This is a genomic window from Solitalea koreensis (assembly GCF_900182575.1).
GTDB classification, from domain to species: domain Bacteria; phylum Bacteroidota; class Bacteroidia; order Sphingobacteriales; family Sphingobacteriaceae; genus Solitalea; species Solitalea koreensis.
In genome coordinates this window covers 129,998-147,589 of sequence record NZ_FXSZ01000006.1, presented here as the reverse complement: position 1 = coordinate 147,589, position 17,592 = coordinate 129,998, and the positions used below count along the sequence as shown (strand labels likewise).

Annotated in this window: 13 protein-coding genes and 3 tRNA genes; 9 read left to right on the top strand and 7 right to left on the bottom strand. The window is 36.2% G+C overall.

The window, feature by feature from the left end; translation table 11 throughout:
- Window position 1: 1 nt before the first annotated feature.
- The 3 genes from sufD to sufB form a co-directional block, all read right to left on the bottom strand.
- Window positions 2-1,327: a Fe-S cluster assembly protein SufD gene (gene sufD / locus FN756_RS10670; RefSeq protein WP_142604103.1), complete on the bottom strand. Its 1,326-nt coding sequence runs from the start codon at window positions 1,325-1,327 to the stop codon at window positions 2-4.
- 12 nt (window positions 1,328-1,339) lie between these two features.
- A complete protein-coding gene (gene sufC, locus FN756_RS10665) occupies window positions 1,340-2,104 on the bottom strand; it encodes a Fe-S cluster assembly ATPase SufC (protein WP_142604102.1) in 765 nt (254 codons plus the stop codon).
- Window positions 2,105-2,181: 77 nt separating this feature from the next.
- Entirely contained in the window at window positions 2,182-3,627 is a 1,446-nt protein-coding gene (gene sufB, locus FN756_RS10660) for a Fe-S cluster assembly protein SufB (protein ID WP_142604101.1), read from the bottom strand.
- A 382-nt stretch (window positions 3,628-4,009) separates the two neighbouring features.
- Here sufB and FN756_RS10655 point away from each other — a divergent pair, with 382 nt between their 5' ends.
- Together FN756_RS10655 and FN756_RS10650 are read left to right on the top strand one after the other, a co-directional pair.
- Window positions 4,010-4,483, top strand: a complete 474-nt coding sequence (locus FN756_RS10655) for a hypothetical protein (RefSeq protein ID WP_142604100.1) — start codon at window positions 4,010-4,012, stop codon at window positions 4,481-4,483.
- Window positions 4,484-4,531: 48 nt separating this feature from the next.
- Complete coding sequence (locus tag FN756_RS10650) at window positions 4,532-5,005, top strand: hypothetical protein (protein WP_142604099.1); 474 nt, start codon at window positions 4,532-4,534, stop codon at window positions 5,003-5,005.
- A gap of 70 nt (window positions 5,006-5,075) precedes the next feature.
- On the opposite strand, the gene FN756_RS10645 is transcribed toward FN756_RS10650, so the two are convergent.
- The 4 genes from FN756_RS10645 to FN756_RS10630 form a co-directional block, all read right to left on the bottom strand.
- Window positions 5,076-5,149 (bottom strand) — tRNA-Pro (locus tag FN756_RS10645).
- Between the two features lie 59 nt (window positions 5,150-5,208).
- Window positions 5,209-5,282: transfer RNA gene (locus FN756_RS10640), tRNA-Pro, on the bottom strand.
- A gap of 88 nt (window positions 5,283-5,370) precedes the next feature.
- Window positions 5,371-5,457: transfer RNA gene (locus FN756_RS10635), tRNA-Ser, on the bottom strand.
- Between the two features lie 206 nt (window positions 5,458-5,663).
- Window positions 5,664-7,703 (bottom strand): HD family phosphohydrolase, encoded by a 2,040-nt coding sequence (locus tag FN756_RS10630; protein WP_246085464.1) that lies wholly within the window; start codon window positions 7,701-7,703, stop codon window positions 5,664-5,666.
- Between the two features lie 238 nt (window positions 7,704-7,941).
- On the opposite strand from FN756_RS10630, the gene FN756_RS10625 reads away from it, so the two are divergent.
- The 7 genes from FN756_RS10625 to FN756_RS10595 all read left to right on the top strand — a co-directional run bounded on the left by FN756_RS10625 (window position 7,942) and on the right by FN756_RS10595 (window position 17,484).
- The gene (locus tag FN756_RS10625) at window positions 7,942-9,120 is read left to right on the top strand and encodes an acetyl-CoA C-acyltransferase (RefSeq protein ID WP_142604097.1); all 1,179 of its coding nucleotides are present in this window, start codon (window positions 7,942-7,944) and stop codon (window positions 9,118-9,120) included.
- 148 nt (window positions 9,121-9,268) lie between these two features.
- Entirely contained in the window at window positions 9,269-10,189 is a 921-nt protein-coding gene (locus FN756_RS10620) for a hypothetical protein (RefSeq protein WP_142604096.1), read from the top strand.
- A 19-nt stretch (window positions 10,190-10,208) separates the two neighbouring features.
- Window positions 10,209-12,383: a S9 family peptidase gene (locus tag FN756_RS10615; RefSeq protein ID WP_142604095.1), complete on the top strand. Its 2,175-nt coding sequence runs from the start codon at window positions 10,209-10,211 to the stop codon at window positions 12,381-12,383.
- Between the two features lie 160 nt (window positions 12,384-12,543).
- A complete protein-coding gene (locus FN756_RS10610; protein ID WP_185955250.1) occupies window positions 12,544-13,017 on the top strand; it encodes an Lrp/AsnC family transcriptional regulator in 474 nt (157 codons plus the stop codon).
- A 570-nt stretch (window positions 13,018-13,587) separates the two neighbouring features.
- Complete coding sequence (locus tag FN756_RS10605; RefSeq protein WP_142604093.1) at window positions 13,588-15,228, top strand: peptide MFS transporter; 1,641 nt, start codon at window positions 13,588-13,590, stop codon at window positions 15,226-15,228.
- A gap of 15 nt (window positions 15,229-15,243) precedes the next feature.
- Window positions 15,244-16,626 (top strand): peptide MFS transporter, encoded by a 1,383-nt coding sequence (locus FN756_RS10600; RefSeq protein WP_142604092.1) that lies wholly within the window; start codon window positions 15,244-15,246, stop codon window positions 16,624-16,626.
- A 126-nt stretch (window positions 16,627-16,752) separates the two neighbouring features.
- Window positions 16,753-17,484 (top strand): polyprenol monophosphomannose synthase, encoded by a 732-nt coding sequence (locus FN756_RS10595; RefSeq protein WP_142604091.1) that lies wholly within the window; start codon window positions 16,753-16,755, stop codon window positions 17,482-17,484.
- Window positions 17,485-17,592 lie beyond the last annotated feature (108 nt).

Sequence of the window (17,592 nt, the reverse complement as noted above, 5' to 3'; positions counted from 1 at the left end):
CCTAACTCACCGTTTCTAATTCATTTAAACTTTGTTCAATTAGCTTATTAATGTGTAATTGTATGGCCGGAATTGGAATTTTCTCGGTAACATCAAAAACAAAAGCATTAATTAGTAACGCAATTGCTTGTTCCTCGCTTATTCCTCTTGATCTTAGATAAAACAAAGCGTCTTCATTAAATCGCCCAACAGTTGAACCATGACTGCACTTTACATCATCAGCAAATATTTCCAGTTGAGGTTTAGATTCAATTACGGCGCTAGAACTCAACATAAGATTATTGTTTTGTTGAAATGCATTGGTTTTTTGAGCATCCTTTCTCACCAAAACTTTACCATTAAATACGCCGAGTGCGTTCTCTTTCATCACTCCTTTATATAATTCATTACTTTGGCAATGAGGCTTTCTATGATCAACCAAAGTATGATTGTCGATCAATTGCTTATCCGCAACCAAATACAAGCCATACAAATGACTCCCAATATTTTCCCCCTCCAATGCAACATTCAAATTATTTCGAATCAAATCTGCTCCTGGAAAGGAAGTGCAATAATTATTATAACAACTCGAATCTTTTTGATTTACCTCGGTATGATTTATTAATACCGTTCCATCATGAGGAGTTTGAATATTATAATGATGCAATGAAGCATTTTCCCCCATCGTAATTTCTGAAACACTATTTATAAAAACTTTTGAATTAACATTGGCAGCAACATACGTCTCAATTAAAGTGGTATTACTATTTTTCCCGAAAACAAAAAGATGTCGAGGTTGAATAAATAAATTTGCATCCGAATCAAAAAGATAAATGATATGTAAAGGCTTTTCAGCAACTGCATTATCTTTGGTCGTTATGAATAATCCATCCTTAAAAAAAGCCGTATTTAAAGCCCCAAAATGATGTTTATTTAAATTGAGCTGTTGCCCAAAATTCTTCTGAAAAGTTTCCTCCTGATAAGACTCCTTGAGCGAAGTTACCGATATGTTTTTGTTGACAATTTCATCTGATAATTGAGGTTGATATTCACCATTGAGCAACACAATTTGATAACATTCAAGAGCGGCAATTCGAAATTGTTGAATACCGACCTCAGTTGTATTTGTATTGACTGGTTGCTTAAAGGTAAAATCGGCACTGAGAAAGGGCATAACATTCGTGTATTTCCAATCTTCAACCTTTGTACTTGGAAAACCCAACAACTTAAATTGTTCCATTGCTTTTTTCCGAAGAGAATACACCGATTCATTTTCTATTCTGGCTGCTCGCTCTTCAAAATCCGCAATGAATTGATCGTATAATGAATTATTTATTTCTGTGATCATAGCTTCATGTAATTAAGCCAATTCATCAGTGGGCGAAATTTCTTTTAGCCAATCGTAACCCTTCTCCTCTAATTCAAGTGCTAATTCTTTACCACCTGATTTTACGATTTGGCCATTGTACAACACATGCACAAAATCAGGAATAATGTACTCCAGTAAGCGCTGATAATGCGTAATAATAATAAAAGCATTCTTTTCGGAGCGAAGTTTATTAACTCCCTTGGCTACTATTCGCAAAGCATCAATATCTAAACCCGAATCGGTTTCATCAAGAATTGCCAATTTGGGATCAAGCATGGCAAGTTGAAAAATCTCATTGCGTTTTTTCTCACCACCAGAAAACCCTTCGTTCAAAGAACGGTTGGTAAGGGAAGCATCGAATTCCACCAATTTTTGTTTCTCTTTGAGTAATTTCAAAAAATCTCTGGCTTCTAAGGGCGGAAGGTTTCTATAGGACTTGATTTCAGCTAATGCTGTTTTCAGAAAGTTGATATTGGATACACCGGGAATTTCAACCGGATATTGAAAAGCCACAAAAATTCCTTCTCGTGCTCTAATCTCCGGTGCCATATCCAATAAATCTTTCCCTTCAAAAAATACCTTTCCCTCCTTTACCTTATAATTTTCATTTCCTGCCAATACTGAAGCCAATGTGCTTTTTCCGGAACCATTTGGGCCCATAATAGCATGAACCTCACCTGGTTTTATTTCCAGACTTAATCCTTTCAATATTTCATTATCATCAATTGATACTTGTAAATTCCTGACACTTAACATAATTAAACGATTTCATAGCTTTTTTTAGGTGATTCCCCTTATTTTGAGATCAATCATACATCTTCTATTTCTTAGCTTTATCCTACACTTCCTTCCAAAGAAATCGCCAATAACTTTTGAGCTTCAACAGCAAATTCCATGGGCAGTTGATTCAACACTTCTCTTGCATAACCGTTTACAATTAATGCAACAGCCTGCTCTGTATCAATTCCACGTTGATTCAGATAAAATATTTGATCTTCTCCAATTTTTGATGTGGTGGCTTCGTGCTCCAGTATAGCCGTGTTATTTTTTGATTCGATATATGGAAAGGTGTGAGCACCACATTCATCACCAATAAGTAATGAATCACACTGAGTAAAATTTCGGGAATTATCGGCGCCTTTACTAACACTCACCAAGCCACGATAACTATTGTTACCATGCCCTGCCGATATGCCTTTTGATATAATCCGACTCCGTGTATTTTTACCGAGGTGGATCATTTTGGTGCCCGTATCAGCTATTTGTTTATTGCGGGTTAAGGCCACTGAATAGAACTCTCCCGTTGAATTATCGCCTTTTAAAATTACGCTTGGATATTTCCAGGTTATTGCAGAACCGGTTTCGACTTGCGTCCAGGATATTTTGGAGTTTATACCTTTGCAAATGCCTCGTTTGGTGACAAAATTATAAATGCCTCCATTTCCATCTTTGTCGCCTGGATACCAATTTTGAACGGTAGAGTATTTGATTTCTGCATTATCCAAAGCTACTAGCTCAACAACTGCTGCGTGTAATTGATTTTCATCACGTTTTGGTGCAGTACAACCTTCCAGATAACTCACATAACTTCCCTCATCAGCAATAATTAATGTACGCTCAAACTGACCTGTATTTTCAGCATTTATCCGAAAGTAAGTGGATAATTCCATCGGACAGCGAACACCTTTAGGAATGTAAGCAAATGATCCATCGGAAAATACTGCGGCATTTAACGAAGCATAAAAATTATCAGTATAAGGTACCACTGAACCAAGGTATTTTTTTACCAGTTCAGGATACTCTTGAACAGCCTCACCAAAAGAGCAGAATATAATGCCCATTTCGTTGAGTTTTTCCTTAAATGTAGTAACAACTGAAACACTATCGAAAACAGCATCAACAGCCACGCCGGCTAGTAATTTTTGTTCAGTTAAAGGAATTCCTAATTTTTCAAAAGTTATCAATAATTCAGGATCTACTTCATCAAGGCTATTTAAATTGCTTTTATTTCTTGGCGCTGCATAGTAGAATATTTTTTGAAAATCAATATCAGGTAGCTCAAAATTTTGCCAGGTTGGCTTATTCGATTGAAAAAATTGGTTAAGACCTTTTAAGCGCCATTCTAATAACCATTCTGGCTCATTCTTTTTTTGGGAGATAAATCGCACCGTTTCCTCATTTAAGCCGATTGGGGCCATATCCATCTCAATGTCGGTAGAAAACCCATACTTGTACTCTTCACCTGACACATTTTTTAAAACTTCAATATCTACACCCATTCTGTTTAAATTTTATCTGACAAAATGATCATACAACGAAACTATTTTCACCACTTAAATGATTAAAATCTGTTAACCGTTTAGCTGTAGAACAATAGTTATTTAGAATAGTTCTAAAAAAGAAACTTAAAAATACAAAAAAGTTAAGGTAAAAGCGGCATATCAAACCATAAACATATTGAAATACAACATATTAAAGCTATTAAATTTATTTACACCGAATAGCTTATTTCTTTTAAATAGTCGTTATTACAGAACCATTAAAACTGGATAGTAATTTGCAGATTTAAAGAAAAAAAATATTTACTTAACCACAACATATTAAAATACAGATTGTTATGATACTATATCTAAAGAATTAAAAAACTAAATCTACAATGTTATGAAAAACGCAGTTCTTTTATGGCTCCTTGCTGGATTATACCTTGGAAGCTGCAGCAAAAGTGGAGAAAACACATCTGATCCTTTACCAGCTCTAGATGTTCAACATCAAGTTTCAAACAAAGTGTGGAAATTGACAAAAATCAACAATGAGGCTGCCTTATATGAAACGTATATTAAAGTAAAAGACAGCTCTGTAGTATGGTATATATCAAAAAAAGACACACTAACCAATACTGTATGTTTTAAAAAATATAATTATAAAATTATATGGTTGAATAAAGACACGGGAGCCTCAAAAGTTGAAGTTTTAAAGAATGTATTTGAAAAGTATGATTTTGAATCAATGACAAATGGGAATATGGGTTTAACGATTCACCATACTGACGGATCAGTACAAGTTGTAGAATTGAATCAAATCACAAATGTGGTACCTGAAAATCTCACCATTTGTTCTGAAACCACGGGTGAGTGAAATGCTTCAGGCAACAAGAGGCAAGTATAATTACCAAAATCTATTATTATGAAAAACACTGTTTTAATGTTTGCCTTTATTATTGGTACATCCATTTGGAGTTGTACAAAAAAAAGTGAGGAACCTGTACCAATTTCGGATATTGAAAATCTTGTCTCAGATAAGATATGGCAAACAACCAAAGTTAATAATGCAAATGCTACCTGGTTATCATATATACAATTTAAAAAAGACAGTACTATAATATGGTACGTTAAAGGCCACGACAGCATAACTAATGCGACGTGTTTTAAAATGTATAAATATAACCTTCAATGGCTAAGTAAAACTTCGTGTAAATTGGAAGTGTTAAAAGATAAATTCCAAACTTATGAATTTAGCTCATTGAGCACGGCGAATGTAACATTGTATATTAAAGAACTAAACGGCAGCACCACCAAGGTGGAGTTTAAAGAAGCTACCAATGTAAATCCAGATACGTTTGCTATTTGTAGTACAAATTCAGGAACCCCAACCCCGTAATTTCATTCGAACATTGTTTCGACTATAATTGAAACAAAAAAGCTCCGATAGAATTACCGAAGCTTTCAAGTCGGGGTGGCAGGATTCGAACCTACGACCTCCACATCCCAAATGTGGCGCGATACCGGGCTACGCTACACCCCGATCGGTATCTATTCTATTGTATTTTAATTAAAAAACTCAACCATTGCTGAGCTTTTTTGTCGGGGTGGCAGGATTCGAACCTACGACCTCCACATCCCAAATGTGGCGCGATACCGGGCTACGCTACACCCCGATCGGTATCTATTTTCCCTTTTAAAAGGGTTGCAAAGAAACGGTTTTAATACCGCTAGTCAAAATTTATTTGAAAATAATTTTGATTGCGGTGAGGGAGGGATTCGAACCCTCGGTACAGTTACCCGTACGACAGTTTAGCAAACTGTTCCTTTCGGCCTCTCAGGCACCTCACCAATTCTTTTAAAGAACTTCCCGCTTTGGGACTGCAAATATAGTAATCTGTAATTATCGCCAAAAACTTTTTTATATAGAAATCATCAGCAGCTTATTATTCAAGGACTTATTTTTTATTTTGACACAAAAAATTGGCTTTAGAGTTCAATAAGGCTATATTTTTATAAAATAAAGGGCCAAAAATTAGAATTATCAGGAATGATCCCTAAACTACCTCCGGAATTGCATTAATTCCTGATATCTGGTATTCAATTCTCACGTGATAAATACTCATTAGCATCTGCTTAAATATTTGCTTTACCGTTTCAAGATCTTTTAAAGTAATATCTGTATCAACAAGCTGGTGCTGTTCCATTTTATAGGCAACAATTCGATCTACTAAATTTTCGATGCTACGCGCATCTGGTTCTTTTAAGCTTCTTGAAGCGGCTTCAACTGAATCGGCAAGCATAAGAACACCAGTCTCTTTAGAGAATGGAACCGGACCTGGATATCTAAAAATCTGTTCGTCAAAAATTCTGTCTGGAAAGTTCTTCAAAAACGATTGGTAAAAATAATCGACACGTGTATTGCCATGATGTGTTCGAATAAAGTCGATTACTACTTCGGGGATTCGATTCTTTTTGGCAATTTCAATTCCATCAGTAACATGCCTGATAATGATACGAGCACTTTCTTCATAAGTTAACTCATCATGCGGATTACCGGTTTTTTTCTGATTCTCAATAAAATAATTAGGCGCACGCATTTTACCAATATCGTGATAAAGGGCTCCTGTTCTTACCAACAAGGCATTTCCACCAATTTTATAAATAGCAGCTTCGGCAAGGTTGGCAACCTGCATGGAATGTTGGAAAGTTCCCGGAGCTTTAAAAGCTAACTCACGAAGCAGTGGATTATTAGTATTTGAAAGTTCCATTAAGGTGATGTCGGAAGTAACACCGAACATTTTTTCAAATACATAAATTAATGGATAAGCAAGCAACGATAAAAGTACGCTTAATATAAAGGGGGGGATATCCAGCCACTGAACATGCGAAAAATTACCCTCATGTATAAAGGAAATTCCTAAAAATGAAATGATATAGGTAAGAAGAATTAGAAACGCTGAAATTAAATATTGCGAACGGCGTAATAAACTTTGAATGCTATAAATAGCGGCCATACCTGCCGTAATTTGATAAAACACAAACTCAAAACCATTTGGAACAAAAAAACCGGCAATAATCACAACCAGAATATGGATGTTTAAAGCCAAACGGGCATCAAAAAGCAAACGGATTATAATAGGAACGATACAGTATGGAATGTAATATAAACTAGGCAAGTCAATTTTTATAGCCCATGACAAGCTGATTAACATTCCTGAAACGACCAATAAAATCAATGTCATTTGCCGGTAATCAATATATACATCTTTCCTGAATATGAATAAAAAAGCAAGTAATAAAGTAAGAGACATACTTACCAAAATAAATTGACCCAAAGTTACTATGCGTCGGCTTCCTGAAAACAGCCCTGTTTGTTCATACTGCTTTCGCAAGGATTCAATCTTTTTGTACGACTGTTCTGTAACCACATCTCCTTTTGCAATAATTAATTCCCCTTTCTGCACCATCCCTCTATACAATGAAATATTCTCAATAGCTTCATCTTCTATTTTTTGAGTTAAATCTTCATTAAACACTAAATTGGCTTGCAGATGATCTTCCAAAACTTCAAGAATAAAATCTTTTTTTAGCCGATTCGCTTTTCTGAGTTGTGTTTTTGCATATTCAAGTGCCTTCGAAGGAGTGTAAAGAGTGGCAGTATTCAGGTTTGTTCCAACATTATTTTGAACCAAAGTGATATTATAATCATTGGATGATTTTGTACGGTAATGATTATTCAGATTGATGATCCCTTTATCATAAAACTGTTCTAAGAAACCAATGGCTGTTTTAAAATTCTCTGCCCGATCGGCGCTTTCCGGAAACCTTGATTTCCATTTCATGTCAAAATCAATTTTAAACGCTTCAACTTGCATGGGAGCAATTCTAGCATCAATTTTATAAACAGGTAGTACCGAATTAATAGCTTCCTTTTTATCCTCTTTCAATTCCTCCTTGGTTTTCTCCACAGCAAAATTAAAGGGCGAAGTCAAATCAGGATGCATCCACACTTTACCCTTCTCGTATTCATATTTGAATCGTTTCTCTTTAGGCAAAACCAATACAACCACTACAATACAAAGAACCAACATCATGATCCTGTACAGATTTGCATGCCTTACTCTGAAATATCTTAAAAGACTACTTTTAATTAGCATTATGAACTTAAAAAAGGGGTTAATATCTAAACATACAAAATAACCATTTCAAAACGAGAACAATTGCTTAAAATCAAAGTTTTAAGTACTAGGGGTCAAATTATTAGCATCCGAATAATTTTAAATTCCATAAATTGCGCCCGAAATCAATCGATAAAACATTAAAAAATCAACAATGAAAGAAGTTGTAATAGTATCGGTAGCTCGTACACCGATCGGCAGCATGGGTGGAAGCTTATCATCATTATCAGCGACCAAATTAGGTGCCATTGCAGTAAAAGCAGCTGTGGAACGTGCCGGCCTAAAACCAGAACTGATTAATGAAGTGTTCATGGGAAACGTCTTATCGGCCAATGTTGGTCAGGCTCCAGCTACTCAAGCTACTAAATTTGCAGGCTTACCTTACATTCCCGCTACAACCGTTAACAAAGTGTGCGCTTCTGGTACCAAAGCAATTATGCTTGCTGCCCAAAGCATCATGACCGGAGAAAACGACATTGTTGTTGCCGGTGGTATGGAAAGCATGAGTAATACACCTTATTACTTAGATAAAGCTCGTCAAGGTTACCGTTTGGGAAATCAACAAGTAATTGATGGTGTGATAAAAGATGGTCTGTGGGATGTTTACAATGATTATCATATGGGTAGTGCGGCAGAACTTTGCGCTGCAGAATGTAATATAACCCGTGAGGATCAGGACAACTTTGCGGTTGAATCCTATAAACGAGCTCAAGCTGCGCAAGAAAAAGGGTTATTTAAAGATGAAATTATTCCAGTAGAAATTGAAGGTCGTGGCGGAGCAATTACCATTGTAAGCGAAGACGAAGAACCCAAGGCCGTAAAATTCGAAAAAATCCCTACTTTAAAGGCAGTCTTCAAAAAAGAAGGAACTGTTACTGCGGCTAACGCTTCAAGTTTAAATGATGGTGCTGCTGCTGTTGTCTTAATGAGTAAAGAAAAAGCTGCCGAATTGGGTATCAAACCTCTTGCACGTATTATATCCTTTGCTGATGCTCAACAAGCACCTGAATGGTTTACTACTGCACCGGCAAAGGCAATTCCTCGTGCTTTGGCAAAAGGAAATATTGACATCAAAAACGTTGATGCTTTTGAGATTAATGAAGCATTTTCAGTAGTTTCGGTAGCCAACAACCGTGAATTGAATATTGATCCTGCAAAAGTTAATATCAATGGAGGTGCGGTTGCTTTAGGGCATCCAATTGGTATGTCGGGAGCTCGGATCGTGGTTACTTTAACTTCTGTATTAAAACAAACTGGCGGTAAAATTGGAGTAGCTGGAATTTGTAATGGTGGCGGTGGAGCCTCAGCAATTGTGATTGAAAACTTGCAATAACTAATTACAACATATTCACATTACACCTTCAGGTTTTTAAACTTGAAGGTGTTTTTGTTTTTCTATTTAACATTTTTGTGACAGTTTGTTTACTGAATTCATATTAACTTAATTTGATTTGCACAAAAACGCATTTGTAAAAGAAAGAATGAAGAAGAAAACGCTTTTAACGCTCGTATTTATAGGTTTTGTTCTTAGTACCTGGGCCCAAACAACACAGCTAAACAATAAAAAGTTTAAGGTTTATGAAGACAGTTTAAAAACCTTCGGATTTCAAACCGTAAACGGCGAAAACGAACTGGTGCGAAGAAATGCCACCTATAGCTTCATTAAAACGTTGGTTCGGGCGCTTAAACTACCAGGATCGTTTAATTACCCCTTTGATTCTTTAAAAACCATATCGATTTTAAAAGATCCGAAGAATACATTTCGCATTTTCAGTTGGCCGGTAGCAGTTGGTACGAACGAGTATCGTTTTTATGGGGCTATTCAAATGAACAATGCTGAAAAGCTTGAACTTTATCCATTAACTGATTACAGCGAGCTGATCCAAAAACCTGGTGATACTATTACCGATAATAAAAAATGGTATGGGGCTCAATATTATTCAATCATCCCTCCGATTGCTGCGAATGATCCATATGTTTTATTAGGCTGGAAGGGTAATAATAATAAAACTACCAAACGTATTATTGAAGCGTTACGCTTTATCGATGGCAAACCTGTTTTTGGTTTCCCAATCTTTCAAAACGAAGCTGGAGAATTTAAGCATCGTATCATTTTTGAATACTCACGCCAAGCTTCGATGATGTTAAAATATGTGCCTTCAGAAAAAATGATCGTATTTGATCATTTGATTCCACCTGCTGAAAATATGCAGGGTAAATATGAATTTTATGGGCCCGACTTATCTTATGACGGAATTCAGTACAATGAAGGTAAATGGAAATTTAGGTCGAACCTAAAACTTTCTAATGATGAAAGCGAAAGCGATGCCTTATATAATGATCCGAAAAAGCTAGCTCAACCTTCAACTATACAACGGCAACCTGCCAAGAAAAAGAATTAAAAAACTAATCAATCAATAAATGAAGAAAATCCATTTCATTACAGCTTTTCTGCTGTTTCAGGCGAGCATTGCCGGAGCGCAGAAAAAATCGATTACGCTTGATGATATTTACAGAAACCGCGTTTTTACCGCACAAGGAGTTTTTGGGCTAAATTCGATGAATGACGGAAAACATTACTCCTCATTTTATACCGACCCATTTAAAAGTACAACCTATTTGCTTCAATATGATTACGCAAGTGGAAAAGTAACTGATACATTATTAAATAGTAATAGTTTAAAATTCAACGGCAAATCGATTGATTTAAGCAGTTATTCATTTAGTAGTGATGAAAGTAAAATACTTATCCCTACTGAAACTGAGCAGGTATACCGCAGATCATTTTTAGAAAACAACTTTATTTACGACCGCAAAACCAAAAGTTTAAGTCAACTTTCAGCAGGTGGCAAACAAAAATATGCTGATTTTGCTCCTGATGCATCCAAAATTGCTTTTGTTCGCAACAACAATATCTATGTTAAGGATCTTAATTCAGGTGTAGAAAAACAGATCACTACTGATGGTTTAAAAAACAAAATCATTAATGGGGGTACAGATTGGGTTTATGAAGAAGAGTTTGAATTTGCACGAGCCTTTTTCTGGTCGCCTGATGGCAAAAAAATCGCTTATTATAAGTTTGACGAAAGCGAAGTTCCTGAATACAACATCCCGGTTTATAATGCTTTATATCCTGAAGAGTACCGTTATAAATATCCTAAAGCTGGAGAAAAAAATGCTGTCGTTAGCATCCACATTTATGATCTGGTAACCGGCAAAACTCGCACTGTTGATGTTGGTTCTGAAAAAGATCAATACATCCCACGCATTAAATGGACACAAGATGCGAATACCTTATGTGTTTTCAGAATGAATCGTCATCAAAATAAGCTGGAATACTTGTTTGCAAATGCTGAAACAGGAGCTGCAAAAGTTGTTTTAACTGAGGAGGACAAACGTTACATTGATGTAAATGATGATCTAACTTTCTTAAAAGACGGTAAATCATTCCTGCTAACCAGCGAAAAGGATGGCTATAGACATATTTATCTATATGATATAAGTGGCAAATTGAAAAAACAGATCACCAAAGGCCCTTGGGAAGTAACTGCGTTTTATGGCATTGATGAGAAAAACAAATTAGCTTATTTCCAGGCTGATGAGGTTTCACCGATGAAACGCGAAGTTTACAGCATTAAATTGGATGGATCTGGACAGAAAAAACTGAGCAATCAGGAAGGAACTAACAATGCTACTTTCAGTACTGATTTTTCTTATTTCATTAATAGTTTCAGCACTGCTAATACTCCAACTAGTTATAGTTTAAACGATCGTAATGGCAAGGAAGTACGTGTATTGGAGAAAAATGATAATCTTAAAAATCGTTTAACCGGTTATAATTATCAGCCCAAAGAATTCGTTAAAGTTCCAATGCCTGATGGAACACAGTTAAATGCTTGGGTTTTAAAACCTAAAAATTTCGATGCTACAAAGAAATACCCTGTTTTAATGTATGCTTACGGCGGTCCTGGTAGTCAGCAAGTGCTGGACAGCTGGAACAGCGGTGATATTTTCTATCAGATTTTAGCTAACCAAGGTTACATGGTATTTTGCATGGACAACCGCGGTACTGGTGCTCGCGGAGCCGATTTTAAAAAAGTAACTTACCTGCAATTGGGTAAATATGAAATTCAAGATCAAATTGATGCTGCTAAATGGTTGGGAACACAATCGTATGTTGATGCAACACGTATCGGTTATTACGGCTGGAGTTTTGGAGGCTATATGGCTACATTGGCCATTACTCGTGGTGCTGATGTATTTAAAATGGCCATTGCAGGTGCTCCGGTAACTAGCTGGCGTTATTATGATAGCATTTACACGGAACGTTACTTACGCACACCTCAAGAGAATCCATCTGGTTATGATGATAATTCTCCACTTACCTATGCTGATAAATTAAAAGGTAAATTCTTGATGATTCATGGAACTTTTGACGATAATGTTCATTTCCAAAACTCAGCTGAAATGGCATTAGCATTGATTAAAAACAATAAACAGTTTGAAAGTTTCTATTATCCAAATGAACACCATGGCGTTCGTTACCGTTTTCAACTACAAACAATGATGCTGAATTTCATTCACAGCAATTTATAATAACCTGTATTCTTTATAATCACAGAAGCCTCCACATTAAACGGAGGCTTTTTTGGTTTTAGTTAGCCGATCTCTATTAATGGTATGTTCAAATTATATGAAATTATTTTGCATAATATTCTGATTATTAATATATTTACTGAACAATATTCAGAAAGTCATGATAAACTTAGATGATATTGATATAAAAATCCTCTCTCTTATTCAGGATGATGCTTGCAAATCCAATTCTGAACTCGCAAAGCAACTTGGAATGGCTCCTTCGGGAATATTGGAACGTGTTCGAAAACTAGAGAAAAAAGGTGTAATTGAATCGTACAACACCCGTATCAATCCCCTCGCATTAGATCAAAAATTATTGGCTTTCATCTTTATAAAAAGCAATGAATCATTTGGCAGCATGCAATTAGCTGAAGATATCGCCAATTTAACCGAAGTGCAGGAAGTGCACCACATTGCTGGAGATGATTGTTATCTCTTAAAAATACGCACAACCGATTCGCAGTCATTAATTCAATGGATGCGAGAAAGTCTCGGAAAACTTCCTGGCATCGTTTCTACCCGTACTACCATTGTATTGGAAACCTTAAAAGAAACGAGTCATCTTACTATACCCAAAGCTGATAAGTCATGAAATCATTCACGCTCCTCAACGAATCACTAAAACTAACCTTTATAGGTACTTTTATTGTTTTCTATGCAATTTTTGTGCTTAGCGCATTGTTCTTATTATATTTTTTCAGTTTCATTTAAACATCATATTTATTCAAATCAAGATTGGTTTTACCGGTCTTTAAGTATTTAAAAACAGATTCGTTTCATCCTATCAACTATATCGATTATGAAACTGCTACCAACACCCAAAGCAGGCATTTGTTAATTTTTTTTCAATCCACTCAACATCCGCCTATTTAATTCAAGTGTTGCCCTTCTACCAGTGATTTCTTTGCATCCATTTTCATTTCGAATGCAAACATAAATTCTTATCCAATACATTTTCAACAACAACCTCTCCTATAATAAGTTATACCTAAAAAACTCATCTTTAAGAATTACGCCAAATCATTAGTAACAAAACAATTACAAACTCATCAACGATATTAACTCAATTAATAGTTGTAACAGATTTTGGTTATATAAAATTATTTTTACTTTAGCGGCTTTTGTAAAATAGAATTTTAATAAAACCAACAATAAACAAATAATGTCGAAGCGTGAAGCCAAACACCCCAAAGGCTTAAGGGTATTATTTTTTACGGAAATGTGGGAGCGATTTGGATACTACCTGATGCTGGGTATTTTGGCGCTTTACCTCATGGACCCCAAAGGCGGTATGGGCCTGCCTAAAGCTGAGGCTTATGATATTGTAGGTACTTATCTGGGTTTGGTTTATCTTACGCCTTTTCTCGGCGGGTTATTAGCTGATCGCATTTTAGGTTATCGCAAGGCTATTCTTATAGGTGGAGTATTGATGGGATTAGGATACTTAGGCTTAGCAATTCCAGGTTATACAGCTTTATGGACTTCTCTTCTGCTCATTATTATTGGGAATGGGTTCTTCAAACCAAATATTTCTACGCTTTTAGGGAATCTTTATTCATCTGATCAATACAAAAAATACAAAGACGCAGGATACAACTTTTTTTACATGGGCATTAATATCGGTGCTTTCGTTTGCAACTTTGTGGCAGCCTATATGCGTAATGCATATGGTTGGGGTTATGCTTTTGCAGCTGCAGGAATTGGAATGTTCATTGGTCTTGCTTGGTTCTTATATGGAACTCGACATATCAAAGAAGCCGATGTCATAAAACCTGCAAATGAAGCAGACATGCCGGTTTCCAAAGTATTATTATACGTTTTCCTTCCGGTTTTAGTTGTTGGTGCTTTAGCTTGGTTCGCAATACCGGGAAATATTTTAGGAAGTGATTCTACTGATGCATTTATCTTTGGTTGCGTTCCGGTTGTTATATTTTATTTTTCATTATGGTGGAAAGCAGATAAAAACGACAAAAAACAAATTTCTGCATTGCTCGCTGTTTTTGCGGTTGTAATCGTTTTCTGGGCAGTTTTCAAACAAAATGCCACTGCTCTTACAGGCTTTGCAGAAACCTATACAGACCGACAAATTCCTGCTAAAATCCAACCTGTATTGAAACCATTTGGTATGCTGCAGGAAGTTGACACCAAAGTTGATTCTTTCCCGAAGTACGATGCATATTTCCGTCCGCTAAAAGATGTAGAAGAGTACAAAATAAAAGTTCTGTCTCCTAATCCTTATTTCCAAAATCTTCCAAAGGATCAATGGCCGGCAGAAGGACAAAAATTAGATTTAATATCGACTGAAGTTTTCCAATCTGTTAATCCGTTTTTTATTGTTTTACTTACCCCTTTATTAGTTGCCTTTTTTGCTTTCTTACGAACTCGAGGAAAAGAACCGTCAACACCGGCTAAAATCGGTTGGGGGTTATTTATTACCGGGCTTTCAACATTAGTTATGGCCGCTGCAGTAAACTTCAATGATATTACTACTATGAAAGCTTCTGCATGGTGGCTCATTGGATCATATATGGTGGTAACAGTTGGTGAATTATGTTTGAGCCCAATTGGGTTATCTTTAGTTTCAAAAGTATCACCGGTACGAATAACATCTTTAATGATGGGTGGATGGTTTTTATCTACTTCGATAGGAAATAAACTTTCTGGGGTTTTAGCCAGTATGTGGGATAATTACGATAATAAAGCGTATTTTTTCTATGTTAACTTCGCTGCATGTATGCTTGCGGCGTTGGCTATTTTCGCTATGATCAAATGGTTACGAAACATTATTAATCAACATTCATAAACTTTAAATACAACAATGACTCAATCTCAAAAAGGACATCCAAAAGGCTTGTATGTGTTGTTTGGCACTGAAATGTGGGAGCGTTTTAGCTATTATGGTAACCGCGCCTTACTAACACTATTTTTAACCAAGGCACTATTTTTCGATAAGCAAATGGCTTCGGCATTGTACGGAAACTATACCTCTTTAGTTTACCTTACTCCACTTATCGGTGGTTATGTAGCCGATCGTTACTGGGGAAATCGTCGTTCTATTATGGTGGGCGGTATTTTAATGGCAATTGGACAATTATTAATGTTCTTCTCCGGCCATTATTACACTAACCCATCCTTGTTCACTCCATTTTTATATGCAGGTTTAGGGCTTTTAATTTTGGGTAATGGTTTCTTTAAACCAAACATTTCGACCATGGTAGGCCAATTGTATGAGCCGCAGGATAGCCGCAAAGACTCTGCTTACACCATTTTCTACATGGGTATTAACTTAGGAGCCTTTATTGCTCCCCTTGCTTGTGGATTGGTAGGTGATACAGGCTCTTCCGCTGATTTTAAATGGGGCTTCTTGGTAGCAGGTGTTGGTATGGTACTGGGCTTAATCATGTTCCATTTCTTAAAAGATAAATACATCGTTACTCCTGAAGGTGTAGCCATTGGAGGTAAACCTGAAAAAGCTGTTAAATCGACTGATGGAACTGTAAAACCAGATGCTCCGCTTACCTCGATTGAAATTCAACGTATTGCGGTAATCATCATCTTAGCATTCTTTGTTGTGTTTTTCTGGGCTGCCTTTGAACAAGCAGGTGCATCCTTAAACTTCTTTGCCGAAGAGCAAACCAATCGTGAGTTATTCGGATTTACCGTACCTGCAAGTTGGTTTCAGTCAGTTAACGCATTCTTTGTGATCAGCTGTGCTCCATTATTCGCTATGCTGTGGACTTATTTAGGTAAAAAAGGTATCGAACCATCATCACCTTTAAAAATGGCTATCGGTCTATTATTACTTTCATTAGGTTACTTATATATCGCATTCGGTGTGAAAGATGTAGCAGCAACTACTAAAGTGAGTATGATGTGGCTCGTTGGCATGTATGCTATGCATACGTTCGGAGAATTATGCCTATCACCTATTGGCTTATCAATGGTTAATAAATTAGCTCCGGCAAAATTTGCTTCATTATTAATGGCTGTTTGGTTTTTGGCAAACGCTGCCGCCAACAAATTTGCAGGTGTGTTAAGCGGTTACTACCCAGAACCTGGTAAATCTACCGAGTTCTTAGGATTTGCTATTAATAACCTTAATGACTTTTTCATGCTATTAATGTTCATGTCATTAGGTGCAGCAGGTGTTTTATTTCTGATTTACAAGGGCATTATCAAGATGATGCACGGCGTTCATTAATAAAAATTTAACTTTTTATTTAGAAAGCCCTTTCTATTAACAGAAAGGGCTTTTTTATTGGATAATTTCACTCTGCAATCCAAAAACTTCGTTAAATTCGCATCCATTAAACTAAACCTATATTCAGTGTCTGACAGTATTGTAATTATACCAACCTATAACGAAATAGAAAACGTGGAAAGAATGATCCGCAAAGTATTTTCGTTAGATTTTCCTTTTCATGTTCTTATCATCGATGATGGTTCTCCTGATGGAACAGGAAATGTGGTTAAAAAATTACAAGAAGAGTTTCCTGAAAAACTGCACCTGGAAGAACGGAAAGGAAAATTAGGTTTAGGAACCGCCTACATCCATGGCTTTAAATGGGCGCTGCAACGTAAGTATGAATATATTTTTGAAATGGACTGTGATTTTTCGCATAACCCGGAAGATTTAATTCGTTTACGTGAAGCTTGTGAAAACGGAGCCGACATGGCAATTGGTTCCCGCTACATTACCGGTGTAAACGTGGTGAATTGGCCGATGGGAAGAGTACTTATGTCTTATTTCGCATCGCGATATGTACGAATTATTACAGGCATTGAAATACATGACTATACAGCAGGATTTAAATGCTACCATCGTCGAGTACTCGAAACCATTGATTTCAATAAGATCAAATTTGTAGGTTACGCTTTTCAAATTGAAATGAAGTTCACGGCCGTAAAACATGGATTTAATGTGGTTGAAGTCCCTATCATTTTTACAGATCGAACAGCCGGAACCTCTAAAATGAGCAGCAAGATTTTCCGTGAAGCTGTTATTGGTGTTATTCAAATGAAAATAAACAGCTGGTTTAGAAAATATAAACAGATTTAAAATTTAGAAAACCAGCAGTTTAATCCATACAATAAAAACCTTAAAAAAAGCCAATACTCTTGGCTTTTCTGCTAATAAAAAAAGTACTTTTGCACATCAAAAAATTTA

Coding starts and splice junctions, on each gene's coding strand:
- sufD (WP_142604103.1), bottom strand. CDS start 1,327: ATGATCACAGAAATAAATAATTCATTATACGATCAATTCATTGCGGAT.
- sufC (WP_142604102.1), bottom strand. CDS start 2,104: ATGTTAAGTGTCAGGAATTTACAAGTATCAATTGATGATAATGAAATA.
- sufB (WP_142604101.1), bottom strand. CDS start 3,627: ATGGGTGTAGATATTGAAGTTTTAAAAAATGTGTCAGGTGAAGAGTAC.
- FN756_RS10655 (WP_142604100.1), top strand. CDS start 4,010: ATGAAAAACGCAGTTCTTTTATGGCTCCTTGCTGGATTATACCTTGGA.
- FN756_RS10650 (WP_142604099.1), top strand. CDS start 4,532: ATGAAAAACACTGTTTTAATGTTTGCCTTTATTATTGGTACATCCATT.
- FN756_RS10630 (WP_246085464.1), bottom strand. CDS start 7,703: ATGATGTTGGTTCTTTGTATTGTAGTGGTTGTATTGGTTTTGCCTAAA.
- FN756_RS10625 (WP_142604097.1), top strand. CDS start 7,942: ATGAAAGAAGTTGTAATAGTATCGGTAGCTCGTACACCGATCGGCAGC.
- FN756_RS10620 (WP_142604096.1), top strand. CDS start 9,269: ATGAAGAAGAAAACGCTTTTAACGCTCGTATTTATAGGTTTTGTTCTT.
- FN756_RS10615 (WP_142604095.1), top strand. CDS start 10,209: ATGAAGAAAATCCATTTCATTACAGCTTTTCTGCTGTTTCAGGCGAGC.
- FN756_RS10610 (WP_185955250.1), top strand. CDS start 12,544: ATGATAAACTTAGATGATATTGATATAAAAATCCTCTCTCTTATTCAG.
- FN756_RS10605 (WP_142604093.1), top strand. CDS start 13,588: ATGTCGAAGCGTGAAGCCAAACACCCCAAAGGCTTAAGGGTATTATTT.
- FN756_RS10600 (WP_142604092.1), top strand. CDS start 15,244: ATGACTCAATCTCAAAAAGGACATCCAAAAGGCTTGTATGTGTTGTTT.